Annotated in this window: 14 protein-coding genes; 10 read left to right on the top strand and 4 right to left on the bottom strand. The window is 36.8% G+C overall.

Features of this window, described 5'->3' with window-relative positions; genetic code table 11:
* Positions 1–98 precede the first annotated feature (98 nt).
* The 3 genes from ACFX4W_RS21435 (at position 99) to ACFX4W_RS21425 (ending at position 2,108) form a co-directional block, all read left to right on the top strand.
* Positions 99–374, top strand: coding sequence for a hypothetical protein (locus ACFX4W_RS21435; RefSeq protein WP_241771354.1), 276 nt, complete (start codon positions 99–101; stop codon positions 372–374).
* Positions 375–1,171: 797 nt separating this feature from the next.
* Positions 1,172–1,513: a hypothetical protein gene (locus ACFX4W_RS21430; RefSeq protein ID WP_043979213.1), complete on the top strand. Its 342-nt coding sequence runs from the start codon at positions 1,172–1,174 to the stop codon at positions 1,511–1,513.
* 145 nt (positions 1,514–1,658) lie between these two features.
* Positions 1,659–2,108, top strand: a complete 450-nt coding sequence (locus tag ACFX4W_RS21425) for a DUF6843 domain-containing protein (RefSeq protein ID WP_043979212.1) — start codon at positions 1,659–1,661, stop codon at positions 2,106–2,108.
* Positions 2,109–2,312: 204 nt separating this feature from the next.
* Here ACFX4W_RS21425 and ACFX4W_RS21420 read toward each other — a convergent pair whose 3' ends face one another.
* Positions 2,313–3,737, bottom strand: coding sequence for a spore germination protein (locus ACFX4W_RS21420; RefSeq protein WP_237074720.1), 1,425 nt, complete (start codon positions 3,735–3,737; stop codon positions 2,313–2,315).
* Positions 3,738–3,946: 209 nt separating this feature from the next.
* On the bottom strand, positions 3,947–4,840 hold the full coding sequence (locus tag ACFX4W_RS21415) for an EamA family transporter (RefSeq protein WP_043979210.1): 894 nt from the start codon (positions 4,838–4,840) through the stop codon (positions 3,947–3,949).
* Positions 4,841–5,176: 336 nt separating this feature from the next.
* Here ACFX4W_RS21415 and ACFX4W_RS21410 point away from each other — a divergent pair, with 336 nt between their 5' ends.
* Complete coding sequence (locus ACFX4W_RS21410) at positions 5,177–5,710, top strand: GNAT family N-acetyltransferase (protein WP_043979207.1); 534 nt, start codon at positions 5,177–5,179, stop codon at positions 5,708–5,710.
* On the opposite strand, the gene ACFX4W_RS21405 is transcribed toward ACFX4W_RS21410, so the two are convergent.
* Positions 5,691–6,068 (bottom strand): L,D-transpeptidase, encoded by a 378-nt coding sequence (locus ACFX4W_RS21405; protein ID WP_280559333.1) that lies wholly within the window; start codon positions 6,066–6,068, stop codon positions 5,691–5,693. The genes ACFX4W_RS21410 and ACFX4W_RS21405 overlap by 20 nt on opposite strands.
* Before the next feature lie 236 nt (positions 6,069–6,304).
* On the opposite strand from ACFX4W_RS21405, the gene ACFX4W_RS21400 reads away from it, so the two are divergent.
* Both ACFX4W_RS21400 and ACFX4W_RS21395 read left to right on the top strand, forming a co-directional pair.
* A complete protein-coding gene (locus tag ACFX4W_RS21400) occupies positions 6,305–6,790 on the top strand; it encodes a PaaI family thioesterase (RefSeq protein WP_043979205.1) in 486 nt (161 codons plus the stop codon).
* A gap of 38 nt (positions 6,791–6,828) precedes the next feature.
* The gene (locus ACFX4W_RS21395; RefSeq protein ID WP_043979204.1) at positions 6,829–7,077 is read left to right on the top strand and encodes a hypothetical protein; all 249 of its coding nucleotides are present in this window, start codon (positions 6,829–6,831) and stop codon (positions 7,075–7,077) included.
* A 254-nt stretch (positions 7,078–7,331) separates the two neighbouring features.
* Here ACFX4W_RS21395 and zwf read toward each other — a convergent pair whose 3' ends face one another.
* Complete coding sequence (gene zwf / locus ACFX4W_RS21390; RefSeq protein WP_080781609.1) at positions 7,332–8,846, bottom strand: glucose-6-phosphate dehydrogenase; 1,515 nt, start codon at positions 8,844–8,846, stop codon at positions 7,332–7,334.
* A 164-nt stretch (positions 8,847–9,010) separates the two neighbouring features.
* Here zwf and hxlR point away from each other — a divergent pair, with 164 nt between their 5' ends.
* From hxlR to solA, 4 genes are all read left to right on the top strand, one after another.
* On the top strand, positions 9,011–9,376 hold the full coding sequence (hxlR, locus tag ACFX4W_RS21385) for a transcriptional activator HxlR (protein WP_043979201.1): 366 nt from the start codon (positions 9,011–9,013) through the stop codon (positions 9,374–9,376).
* A 202-nt stretch (positions 9,377–9,578) separates the two neighbouring features.
* Positions 9,579–10,220, top strand: coding sequence for a 3-hexulose-6-phosphate synthase (gene hxlA / locus ACFX4W_RS21380; protein ID WP_043979199.1), 642 nt, complete (start codon positions 9,579–9,581; stop codon positions 10,218–10,220).
* Positions 10,221–10,583: 363 nt separating this feature from the next.
* On the top strand, positions 10,584–13,007 hold the full coding sequence (locus tag ACFX4W_RS21375) for a GcvT family protein (protein WP_043980543.1): 2,424 nt from the start codon (positions 10,584–10,586) through the stop codon (positions 13,005–13,007).
* Positions 13,008–13,037: 30 nt separating this feature from the next.
* Entirely contained in the window at positions 13,038–14,198 is a 1,161-nt protein-coding gene (gene solA, locus ACFX4W_RS21370; protein WP_043979198.1) for an N-methyl-L-tryptophan oxidase, read from the top strand.
* Positions 14,199–14,235: the final 37 nt, after the last annotated feature.

The raw sequence follows: 14,235 nt of genomic DNA, 5'->3' as shown, positions 1-14,235 counted from the left end.
TTTGATTATGTTAACTAGATATGTATATGATACACACTTCTTATAACGATTGGTATGATATAAATAAAGAAGCTTTTGGGTTGAAAGGTGGCGTTTTTTTGGATCATTTTTTTGTTGGGGTAATTCCCAATGGATTTTACGATTATGAAGAGAGTGAAACGCTACCAGCGCATGATGTAATTCTTCATCCACTGCTTACATATGCTCAGGAATGCTATGTTTATGGCCTTAACAAAGACACAGAGTTATTTCATCAGTGCACGGATATACTTTCTCTTACTCGTAACAAGTATCAACTAGATTTAAAAAAGAAGTTATCAAAGGATATGAACAGCTTTGGAATGCAACAGGATGGCAGAGGGGTTTTATTTTAATCTTTCTAGGGATAGAGAAGTTCAAGGAGCTAAGTATTTTTGCTTCCAGCTATGATCTTGGTATCTTGGAGAATCCGAATACAGGAGAAAGTATTGCAGCCATTAGGTTCTGTAAAGATGTAATCCGGAAAGAAAAAAAGTGGGTCTTTGTTTTTCAGTTTCTAATGGCATTGAGTGGATGAAAGTTTATGCAGAAAAGGATACATTGAAAGAGTTATACCAGTTTGCCATGGTACAGTCATTATCTTCAAGTTCAGACTCTATATATAAAGTTTAAAAAAAACGTAGGAACTTGCCTAAATAGCAAGATCCTAAAATTAACATTAAGTTAACTTATTTTTCTATATGGGTTTCATAGACTAAAGTGGTTTTGTCATGGTACTTAACATGGTTGAGAAAATCGTAACAAATAACCATCTGGATCTTGAACTATAAACTCTTTTTAAATAAATCCACTATAATTATTTAGCATACTCTCTCTAAAAAGTTTGATTCTGTGCCTCTTTAAGTTTTGTAAGATACTTTCTATGTTTTCTACTTCAATTTGAAAGTTGATTCCTCGACCATATGGATATTCAAGTTCTCCAGTTTGCCAGTGTACATTACATTCTTCGATCATTATTTGAGCACCGTTGAGTGAAATAAATGCAAACTTTTCTTCTGCGCGTTCATATATAAGCTGAAATTCAAGAATTTCTAAATAGAATTCTTTTGATCTGTTTATATCTATTACTTTTCATATATTTCCTTTATTTGTAGTGCTATATTAATATTAAAAAGGAAAATTTATACATTTTATGATAAAGAAAAGAAAAAAGATGTTTGCTGTTGTTATCATTGCACTGTTATTAATCGGTTATTTCAAGCTGGCTTATACTCCATCTCATGATGTTGAAGAATTTCCTATACCTCGCGAAGCCCACTTAGTAAAAACAACTGTAGGTGAGGACTATGTCACTGAAAAATATAAATGGTTTATTGCCTCTGAAGCAGGAAGTATTCCTCCTTGGTACCAAGTAAGTATTTGGTTATATGGATGGAGAAAGGGAGAAACAATGGGGGCAGATCAAGTTTATAAAAAAGGTTCTAGAGAAGTTAATCTATCTACTTTTGATAAGGAATTTTACCTTAGTAAATAAAATAAAGATATGGAAAAGGACTTAATATGACCGCAGGCTCCTTAAGAGGAGTCCTTTTTATTAGCGATAACGTTTGTCATATGAACTAACCTTGTATTTTTTATAAATTTATTAAAGATTTGTGCTGAAATCGAAGGAGTAAAGAATGAAAAAAATCGGATACATATTTATGGGATTATTGTTGTTAGTTGGTACAATCTATTTTTTGTTTTTTCATGAACGAAAGGGAACAGACACGGTATATTTAATCCCGAATGGTTATACGGGTTGTGTGGGTATCTTTTATGATGTGAAAGGCAAGGCACCTTTAAAGGTCCAAAATGAGAAAATCATTCATAAAATTTCTAAAGATGGAAGGTTGGAAACGTCTTCCCCAGAATCTTTTGGTTGGTATTCAATGGTAGATTCAGGTTGGCATAACTCAGAATATTATTATGTGAATGAGCAGGGGAAAAAAGTAAAAAAATTAAATTGGGAAAAAGACATTAATTGGGAAATGACGGCTGAAGATGACTACAACGGGAACTATTTTACCTTTTTTGTAGGTGGGAAAGACGATGCTAGCACACTTCAACCCGAATGTTTTAGTCAGTAAGTATAAATTAGTGTTTTTGTATCCTTTTGCCTATAAGTAACATTATGGTAACTAACTTTGTATACGATATACAGCTTAAAAGCAGAAAAAACAACTGGGGCCAATCAGTTGTTTTTTCTATTTCATGAATGATAATCAATGCTTAGCTGACGTTTCAGAACATCTTGGATAATTTATTCAAAACGTTAAAAGTTTATGTTTTACCTATTCAACATTTGGAAATTCATGAGACTTTCTTTGAAGTTTACGCAAATTCCCACGGACGAATATATCTTGAAATTCATCACACCTAAATGGAATAAGAGGTGATAAATACGGTACACCTACTGATTTTAACTGTACAAGATATAGAATAACAATAGTTGAAACAAGCATAATGCTTGGCAAACCAAAGTAATAGCAAGTAAAGAAATATAAAAATCTTAATGAACCTATTCCACTTTGTCCTCGATAAATAACTAAAGTAGATAGATAAACACTTAATCCTGTTACTACTAAGCTTGCGGGATGGATAAGTTTAGCTGAAACAGACATTTCACCAATAACAATAGTTGCTAACAATGTGATGATGATAACCGTTCCTTTGGGAGCACGTGTGCCTATATCAATTAATATACGAAATAAAATAAGTAAAAGGGCTATTTCCCAAAACGTAGGTAATAATTCTCCATGGTTAAATAGATCTTTTTGGATTTTTTTACTGTATGTATCACTATGGAATTTTTCTAGACCAACATAAATGCCAGGAATAAGAATCGAAGTAATAAAGCCAAAATATCGAATAGACCGATTGATCAAACGTCCAGTTTTTAAATGAAAGTCATCTGCGGATTGAAAGAAATCGACAAATAAACTCGGGGCTATAATCGAATAAGGGGATCCATCTACGAATACAATTACTTTACCTTCTAAGAGAGCTGAAGTCGTTGTGTCCACACGCTCTTTTGTCATAACTAGGTTAACAAAAGTTTTAGGTTTTCCTTCAATAGCATCTTCGACTATTCTTGAAGCTAGTATGTAGTCTACATCTATCTTAGAGATTCGATGCTGTACTTCTTGTAAAATGGATCGATTCACCAAGTGTTTCATGTAAATGATAGATATATCTGTTTTTAAATGTGTGCCACATGGTTTTGTATCAATGATTAATTGGGGTGTCTGAATAATACGTCGTATTATATTTATATTGGTCGTTAGAGTTTCTGTGAAACCTACTGCTGGTCCTCTTATCGCTCGTTCTCCTAATGTTTCTTCTAACCCTCGCTCTATCCATTTAGTTGTAGGTATAAGCAATCCACTTGTTTCTCCCTCTATAAGAAGAAAGGTATTTCCTTTAACCAAAGCATCTTGGATCTCTTCAACTGACTGAGTTTCTTTCAGAGAAGCAGAATTAACAATAGTCTTTATTTGCTGGATAGATGGATTATCTTCATTAACCGTTTCCCATGTTTGCTGTAAAGGTTCAATAATATATTTTTGTATCTGGTCTTTATCTACAATTGTATTTAAATAAAATATTGTAATTTTATCTTTTAAAATAGTCCTTTTCTCAAAATCGCTTGTGATTTGAAATTGTCTTTCAATTCTCTTTGAAATATTTTGAGAAGATTTATTTAATGAAGAAGACATTATATTCACCTTTAAATTAGTTTTATTGTTTAATTTGTGCATATTCAACCATTATTATGCGGTGTATATAATCGTTAAGAAAATAAAGCTCTTACCCAATATCAGTTAGAATGGAATATTATATATCATTAAGTAAAAAAACTACCCTTTGCCAAAATAGATTGTTTGGCAGGGTAACTTTTCAATTATAGAAATAGTGAGTGCAAATGTTATACGTTTTTCTTTATTAAACGAGTGGTCTTATGACTCTGAACGTTTGGATACGCAATTCCACCTAGAATGATGATCACACCGATCCATTGAAGGAAGGTGACGGTTTCGTGGAGAACAAGTGTAGACATAATTACGGCCGTTGGTAACTCTGATGCACTTAGAATGGTCCCTAAGCTTCCACCTACTTTAGGCATGCCAATATTAAAAAAAATAGGTGGAACAAGTGAACCGAAGAATCCAGTAAGAAGACCATACATGAATAGTCCATCTGTAAGCGCACTGTTTATAAGAAATACTGGTGGTAATGAAATAAATATAAGCAATGACGCTCCGGTTGTCATAATAGCGCTTTTATAAATAGGATGCACAGATATATTTGTGTTCCCACTTATAAAAATAAAGAAAGCAAAGGAGCAAGCAGCAAGTATACCCCAACTGATTCCAGCAAAAGAAAAAATGATGCCAGTTTGCAAAAATCCAGAAGCAAGGACAGAACCGAGAAGAATAATTATCGTTGAGATGAAGCTTTTTCGACTGGGTGCTTCTTTAGTAAATACATATTGCAAAACCATACTTATCCATGTGAATTGCAGTAGAAGGATGATGGCAAATGAGGCATTAATATAACCAAGCGCTTGATTATAAAAAATACCTGTTAGCCCCATCGGTATGCCTCCTATGGCCAAAGTAACCCACTGTTTACATTTCAAACGGTCTTTTGGAACAAAGATTGCAATAGCCCACAACATGATAGCACCAAAAAAATATTGACTTCCTGTTACTTCACTTAGTCTAAATCCCTCACCATACCCTAATTTGACAAACGTTGATACCACTCCATAAGAACAACCACCCAGAAAAACAAGTAAAGCATAGTTTAAAATTTTCATTATTAAATCCTCCATACAACACAATAAAGCCACCCATCTCAAATATGAGATGGGTGGCGAAAAGTAAAATAATAAATTCAAACGAAAAATCCACCTGCTGTAAACAGACTTTTACAGCTTTTAGTTATTTTAATAATTTATATTATAGAATTCCCACCCTTAAGTATCAAGCTGAAATTTAGAGAAGACGCTGGAAGAACTATAATTTCCGGGAATTTACATTATGGTAACTACCTCTGTATATCACATACTTTCAATATTAGATAATAAAACTTTTTTTATATATAGTAAGTACATAAAGTTAATTATGTTTAGAATGTAGAAGGGGTGCTTAAGGTGAAAATTAGAAAAGCAAACATAAACGATATAAGGGTGATATCAAAGATTTATGTTGATACGTGGAAGACAACTTATAATGGTTTAGTTCCAGACAACTTTCTAAACGAACTATCGTATGAAGAAGCTAAAAATAAATGGATGAAATTTTTTAGTGATTCACTACATAAATCATTTATTTACATTGCTAGTAATGACTCTGAAGAAATTATTGGATTTGCAGCAGCTCAAATTAATAATGACAAGGAATTTAAAGGAGAATTATACGCACTTTACCTGTTACCTGCTGCTCAAGGACTAGGTACTGGAAGAAGTCTAATTTCAACTGTTGCTGAACATTTTATGAATGAAGGTATTTCTTCTATGATGGTATGGGTGATGAAAAATAACAAATCTGGACGTGGATTTTATAAACGTTTGGGAGGTAAGTATTATACTCACCGAGAGAGCCAATTTGGAGAGTGCATAGTAGAAGATGAAGCATATGGATGGAAAGATATTTCCATTCTATCGCTCAGTAATAGAAGTAAATAATTATGAAACAACAAGCATTGTTATTGCCGTGAATACCGTTTGCATTTAATCCTAACCACCTTTTTCCTAATGGGTTGCGAGGATCGCCCCCAGGAATATGTCCTGTATAGTAAGGGCGGTTTTTAATTTTGTTTACCACCTTAAAGAAGCCAACAGATGTTTTTCCCGTTGCTACTGGATCAACGATTTCAATATAACCATTATGAAAATAGGCAAGCTTGTTATAGTACTTGTTAATGATGATTAGATCTTGATTCGCTGGTTTACTTGCTGCTTCTGTTTTCACCTGATTTACTCCACATAATGCGACCATTAATAAGGTAAGAACGGTCATTGATTTCATAAAAATGTTCTTCATAAAAACTCTCCTCTTTTTTATATTTTTATAAGAAACAAAAAAGCACCTTTCAATTAGAAAGATGCTTTCTCGTCACCATCATTTATAAATAAAAACCTAGTTAATCGATTATTTTTCAAGTGAGGCTTTTCTTCTATGATGATTTTTAGTTATTTAAGCTTGAAAATAGTCCGTTTAGTTCTAACGATTGTAGGAGAAAATGTGTTAAAATATTCTGAAAAAAGGAGTGGTGAAGCATGGGAAAAGTAGTAAAAGCGATTCAAGACGAATATCCGGATGATTTTGCATGGTGTTACGGCTGCGGCCGATTAAATCAGGACGGCTATCATTTTCGGACAGGATGGCTAGGAGAAAAAACCATTACCCTTTATACACCTAAGCCTGAACATACAGCCATACCAGGATTTGTTTATGGCGGACTTCTTGCCTCACTGATTGATTGCCATGGAACAGGCTCTGCATCTCTTGCTCTATACCGTAAAAATGGCTACGAAATAGGAGATTCAGCAGAGCCGCCGCGGTTTGTTACCGGTTCTCTCCACGTGGATTTTAAAAAACCAACGCCGCAGGGTGAAGTACTAAAAGCAATAGGAACGGTTGAAGAAATTCACCCGAAGAAATGGAGAGTTAAAACAGAAGTATACGCGAGTGACATCATTGTTGCGACCGGAGAAGTTGTGGCAGTTGTTATGCCAAGTACGTTTAAACGAAAAGAAGACTAAAAAATGCAAAACAGTTACATAAAAAGGGAGGAAAAGGTATGGGTAAATGTAATTTAGACCACTCGGTAGAAGATGTACAGCAGAAGTTTAACTCGCAGTCACAATGGCTGCCAGAAGATATTCGCTCGTTATTTCATGAGTTTCTCGTACGAAATCCTTCGCAAACAACATTAAACGAGATGTTTCACTTGCTGAAGAAATATGATTTGGTTGATGAACACGAAAAAAAAGAGCGAGATCGAAAAATCAAATGGCTGATATTAAATAAAGAAGATACGAACAACTAATATACATGAGCTGAACAGCTTGTGATACGGCAGCTGATTTCCCTACAAGACTTCGCTTTCCGCAGGCGGCAGGAGTCTTCGTCTTGCCCTATCAACAATTAGAAGCAACTACATACATTAAACCTGCGTTTACAACCACAATGAAAACATCCGAACGAGTTGGATTCTCCATCAAGAATCTCGCTTCATCGTTCGGATCTTTCTTCAAATAAAATGCTTTTACCCCAGCCTCTTTTTAACGAGATTAAAAGTAATCACCACCACTTAAACCCGTCGTCTTCTAACAAATGATTTGAAGCTGCTGGGCCCATCGTACCCGCAGGATAAAAATGAAGAGGAAAGCGTTCATTATTAAAAACTTCTAAAATAGGTTGCACCCATTTCCAAGATAATTCAACCTCTTCCCAATGAGCAAAAAATGTGGAGTCTCCCTGTAAAGCATCAGATAACAGCAGTTCATAAGCTTCGGGTACTTCTTTTTGATTTGTTGAGAAATTGATGAAAATAGGTTCGATTTTATTGTCATTCAAAGGATTTTTGCTGTTTAATTGCAGTGAGATACCTTCATTTGGGCTGATTTCGACAACCAAAAGGTTAGGAATAACTTCTTCATCTTTATAAACATCTTTTAAAGGATGTTTAAATTCAATGACGATACGCGTGCATTTTTTACTCATTCGTTTTCCTGTGCGAAGATAGAAGGGTACTCCTTTCCAAAGCTCATGATCAATCCATACCCGGACTGCTATAAATGTGTCATTAACGGAAGTTGCATTGATGCCGGGCTCATCTTTATATCCTATAACGGAACGATTTTGGATTTTTCCTCCTTCGTATTGACCTCTTATGACGTTCGAATGGATAAACTCTTTTTGTAGAGGGCGAAGGCTTTTCATAATTTTTATCTTTTGTTGGCGAGTTTTTGCGATGTTAAGTGTCTTTGGCAGCTGCATGGCAGTCATCATCAGCATTTGAAGCATATGGTTTTGGAACATATCCCTAATTGCACCGGACTGATCATAGTAAGGCGCTCTTTCTTCTACACCAACTGTTTCACTAGCTGTAATTTGGACATTTGCAACGTAGTGATGATTCCATAGTGCTTGTAAAATAGGGTTTGCAGATGCTAGAGCCTCCAAATTTTGAATCATTGGTTTTCCCAGATAGTGGTCGATACGATAAATCTCTTCTTCATTGAACGTTTCAGTAAGCTTTTGATTTAACACTTGAGCAGATTGTAAATCGTGTCCGAAAGGCTTTTCGATAATAAGACGTTTCCAGCCTTTTGTAGATCCCAATCTGCCGCTATTTATATTTGAAGCAATAACGTCTACAAATTCAGGAGCCACTGATAAATAGAAAAGACGATTTTCAGGAATATTTAATTCTGCTTCGCCTTCTTGAATAGCCTGCAGCAACTGGTCATATCCATCACTATTGGTAACATCCATTTTATGATAGCCAACTGTCTTAAGAAATTCTTTTATCTTGGATTCACCTTGGCTAAAGCGCCTTGAAAAAGTCTTTACTGATTCTTCTACATATATTTGAAAGGCATCATTAGACCAGTTGCTTCTACCCGTACCAACAATAGAAAAGGAAGAAGGCAGTTTTTTATCTAAAAATAAATTATATAACGCAGGAAAAATTTTTCTTTTAGCTAAATCTCCTGTTGCTCCAAATAAGATAAAGGTCATGGAATCCACTTCTAACGCTTGTGGTGAATGAGACTTGAGACAATTATCACGTGAACGAGCTACACTGCCCAATTGATCTCCTCCTTTATTTTAACGGTCTATTACAGTGAATATAGTCTTTTACCGTCTTTACAGATTACAGTATAGCAGGTACAATTTTCCTTTATAAGTAGGCACTTTATTTTCATATAGTGTCTAAAACTATACTATTACGCATAAAAAGGGAGGAAAAAGGATTGAGCAGACTTTTTAGCAAAACGTTTAACTGTGAAAAGGAATTAACGTTAACGATTATTGGAGGCAAGTGGAAAATGTTGATTATGTGGCACCTAGGAAAAGAAGGGACGAAACGATTTGGGGAGTTAAAGTCCATGATGCCGGGAATTACTCAGCGAATGTTAGTAAGTCAGCTGCGAGAATTAGAAGAAGATCAAATCGTTCACCGAAAAGTCTATCCGGTTGTCCCTCCAAAAGTTGAATATTCCTTGACTGAACACGGGAGAAGCTTGATGCCCATCCTTGAGAGCATGGATGAGTGGGGAAAAAATTATATGGAAACCGTTATAGATCCTGAAATGAATAATTCCAGCCATATGGGTTAAAACCTTTTGTTGAAAAAGAATAAAACTACCCTTATTATTCAGAATTTTCTAAAATAAACACGAATGATACGCTGCATTGAAGCGTCCATAGTATATTTTTAGTGACTATATGTTTTAAAAGTGCCTACTTTTTTTTTGAAAGTAACGGTTTTACAATGAATTCATGCTAGACAACCCCATTTAATGAAGGAGTGAAGTAAGTATGGAACTTCAATTAGCATTGGATCTTGTAAATATTTCAGAGGCAAAAGAAGTAGTGCAGGAGGTTCAAGAGTATATCGATATTGTAGAAATTGGAACTCCAGTTGTGATTAACGAAGGGCTAAAAGCAGTCAAAGAAATCAAGGAAGCCTTTCCGTCTTTAAAGGTATTAGCTGATTTGAAAATTATGGATGCAGGTGCTTATGAAGTAATGAAAGCTTCTGAAGCGGGGGCTAGTATTATTACCATTCTTGGCGCTACTGATGATTCGACTATAAAAGGCGCTGTAGAAGAGGCCAAAAAACAAGGAACACAAATTCTTGTTGATATGATTAATGTAAAAAACCTTGAACAACGTGCAAAAGAAGTCGATGCACTCGGTGTTGACTATATTTGTGTACACACAGGGTATGATCTTCAAGCTGAAGGAGAAACCCCGTTCGATCACCTTCAAACGATTAAACGAGTTGTGAAAAATGCAAAAACAGCGGTCGCAGGAGGTATTAAACTGAATACACTTCCTGAAATCGTGCAGTCACAGCCGGATCTTGTGATTGTAGGCGGGGGGATTACAAGTGAAAAAGACAAAAGAAACGTTGCAGAAGAAATGAAAAAAGTAGTCAAACAAGCAACTTTGGTCTAAAAATAAGCAAAAGTATTTAGACCTTCAAAATTAATTAATCGGTAAATGGTTGAAAAAGAAGATAGCTAAGTTATTTTAGCTATCTTCTTTCCGTCATTTTTTGGTATAACCATTCATTGATAAGTGTCATTTTGACAGATAGATAGTTTCTTTAAAATTCGTTATTCGAAAGAAAAAGACGGCAGTTTTTCTGGTATTTTAAAGTTAAGAAAGCGTTATCCGAACATTAGCGGAAGAAAGTCTGAAAAAATCTATGTCACACTTTTTAACAAAATACTTTGAAAATTATTAATATTAAAAATATAATTAACTATCGACAATATTTAACATCTTCAAACCAAAAAAGGAGGGAGATATGAAGTGATGGAACATAAGAGGATAGTAGTGATAGGAGCTGGAATTGTCGGGTGCAGCATTGCCTACTATTTAAGCAAAATGGGGCAAAGAAACATAACAGTGATTGAGCAAGGCCCTTTGTTTGAAACGGGAGGATCTACTTCTCACGCTCCGGGGCTTGTATTTCAGCTTAGCTTTTCAAAAATCCTGACAACACTAGCTTCTCAAACAGTCGAGACCTTTAAAGAGTTGAGTACAGATGAACAGCGCTCGTTTTATCCTGTCGGCAGTTTAGAAGTTGCCCGTACACCAGAGCGATTAGAAGACCTAAAGAGAAAGGCTGGTGTTGCCAGCTCATGGGGAATCGAAGCTTTTCTTCTTTCACCGCAGGAATGCGCGCAAAAAAATTCGCTGATTTGTCCTGAGCGTATTTGCGGAGGTCTCTATGTTCCGTCAGACGGTATTGCCAAACCTTTGCATGCCGTTGATAAAATGACTCGTTTTTCTAAAGAGTGTGGAGTAGAATTTTACGGTCATACAGAAGTGAAGAATATCGAAGTGACAAATGGTCAAGTAAAGGCAGTGTACACGAGCGCTGGAAAATTTGAAGCAGATGTAATCGTGTGCTGTGCCGGATTTTGGGGACCTCGCATCGGAGAAATGGTTGGTGTAACGATTCCTCTTCAGCCGATGGCTCATCAATATGTGTTTACAAATGATTTACTTGAATTAAACGGAGAAACGGAAGAAGCCGCGACTCCTCTTATTCGAGATCAGGATAATGCAATTTATTTTCGTCAGGTAGAGAAAGGGCTTGGGATTGGATCATATCAGCATGAGCCGTTTCCAGTCGAACTCAGTGACATTACAAAATACGGAGAAACAAAAGAAATGCCTTCTGTTAATCCTTTTACACCAAAAGATTTTGAAAAACCGTGGGAAGATGCAATGGAATTAATTCCGGCATTAAAACGAGCAGGAATAAAAAAAGGAATCAACGGCATTTTTTCCTTCACACCTGATGGGATGCCGCTGCTTGGCAAATCACAAGCAGTAGAGGGATTTTGGGTAGCCGAAGCCATATGGGTAACGCACTCTGCAGGTGTCGCTAGACAAATGGCTGAATGGATGATGAATGGTGCCCCGACTGTGGATTTGGAGCTATGCGATATCAATCGTTTCGATACGTATGCATGCAGCCCTGTTTATTACAAACAGCGGTCTATTGAAGAGTATGAAGAGGTTTATAGCATTCATCATCCATTTATGCAGCGAAAAGTATCGCGAAACATGCGCGTAAGTCCATTTTATATGCGTCAGCAAGAACTAAAAGCGTATTTTAACGAAAAAGCAGGGTGGGAGCAGCCGCAGTGGTATGAAGCTAACTATCCGCTTATATCCACATATGAAAAGAAGATGGTAATAAGAAAGGGGTGGTCCGCTGAATATTGGTCACCGATTATCGAGGCTGAACAGTTGCATACTCGTCAGTACGCAGCGATTTACGATACAACGGCAGCAAAGAAAAGGTTGGAAATTAAAGGGGAAGGAGCTCTCCAGTTTTTACAGAAGCTAACGACGGGAAATATAGACATTACAGTAGGTCAAAGCATACGTACGTGTATGTTGCATGAGCGAGGCGGCATAAAAGATCAAATAACGGTTATTCGCAAAAATATATCCACTTTCTTGATTGTTTGTACGGGAGCTGTAGAAGCAAGCTGGATTCAAAAACACGTGCCTCAGGACGGTCAAGTTGTTTTTCAAGATGTAACGTCAGGGACATGCAGTATAGCATTAATTGGTCCTAGAGCTAAAGGAGTAATGAAGTCCGTGGCTCAACGATCAGACCTTAGCAGCGCTTGGATTCAAGGGCAAGCGAAAACCCTGTTTATTGAAAATAGTTCAGTTCTTGCTCTGCGTGATTCCTACGGGGGAATGGAGAGCTGGGAGTTGATTACGACTTCTGATCAAGGCCTGAATTTATGGGATTTATTAATTGAACAAGGACAGCCTTATCAGCTGATTGCCGCGGGAGACCGGGCTCTTGAAAATCTTCGAATTGAATCTTTTTCGTTAAAAAGCGGGAAAGACTTTTGGAGTGAGCATCATCCATATGAAGTTAACCTTCATAAAATGGTTGATTTAACAAAACCATTTTTTATTGGAAAAGAGGCATTGCTTGATCGTCAGCGAAAAGATTCTGAAACAGTATTAGCGACGCTCATATTAGATGATCCTTCAGCGATAGTAATGGGATATGAACCGGTCTTTTATGGAGAAACAGCCCTCGGATTTGTGACAAGTGCCGGCTATTCATACAGCTTAGGAAAAGGAATTGTACACACTTTATTATCTCGAGCTGTAGATGAAGAAATGGTTTTAGAAGTCGAATACTTTGGTCAGCGTTATAAAGCAACAATGATGACACACTCCCCAGCGGTAGTTTAATTGATCAATCGAAAGACAGGAGGAATGCAGATGTCAACACATTATGATGTCATTATTATCGGATTAGGAGCTATGGGGAGTACGGCTGCTTATCAGCTCGCCAAAAAAGGTCAGCGGGTATTGGGGCTAGAACAATACGGTCCCGCTCATGACCTAGGATCGAGTCACGGCGGTTCTAGAATCATTCGACAGTCGTATTTTGAAGACCCTGCTTACGTTCCATTATTGCTTCGCGCCTACGAATTATGGAATGAAATTGAAAGAGAAAGCGGTCAAGAAATTCTTACGGTTACCGGTGGACTTATGATGGGACCTCCTGATAGCTTGACGGTTTCTGGAAGCATCGAAAGCTCTAAACAGTGGAATCTTGCGTATGAGATTCTAGAAGCAAAGGATATTTACAAACGGTTTCCGGCGTTTACACCTTCACCTGCTACGGTTGCTCTATATGAAGAAAAAGCTGGATTCGTTAGGCCGGAAGCGAGCGTATATACTCACCTTCTTCAAGCAGAAAAGTACGGAGCTGAGCTTCATTTTTTTGAGGAAGTCGTGTCGTGGGAAGCTCATCCTTCTGGTGAAGGCGTGCGCGTTGTAACAGCTAATGGAATATATGAAGCTGGAAAAATCATTATTTCTGCAGGCGCTTGGGCACCCGATTTATTACGGGATTTAGGTGTTAGCTTACAAGTAGAGCGTCATATGCAAATGTTTTTTGAACCAACACAAGGAATAGATGTTTTTTCAGTGGGAAAACAGCCGATTTATATTTGGGAAGCAGATGATTATGTACAGTTGTATGGTTTCCCTTCTTTTGGATTAAAGGCTGAAGGAGCAAAAGTGGCGTTTTTTCGAAAAGGAACAGCGTGTACGCCGGAAACGATTGATCGAAATATATATGAAGACGAAGTGAACATGATGCGGCACTATCTATCTCAAGGTATTCCACAGCTTAACGGTCGATTTTTACAAGGGAAAACGTGCATGTATACCAATACACCAGATGAGCATTTTGTCATTTCACTGCATCCTGAATATCCTCAAGTAGCGATTGCAGCTGGATTTTCTGGACATGGTTTTAAGTTTGCAAGCGTAGTAGGAGAGATTTTAGCAGATTTAGTGATAGAGGGAAAAACTAATCACCCAATTGATTTGTTTACTCCGCAGCGATTTGCGGCGAATAAAATAGTATAAATCGTCGTCAGCTCTTGCGAATGGTTCTATTTAAATG

Source organism: Priestia sp. YIM B13489, from assembly GCF_042787645.1.
Classification (GTDB): domain Bacteria; phylum Bacillota; class Bacilli; order Bacillales; family Bacillaceae_H; genus Priestia; species Priestia megaterium.
This window is presented reverse-complemented; position numbering and strand designations above follow the sequence as displayed.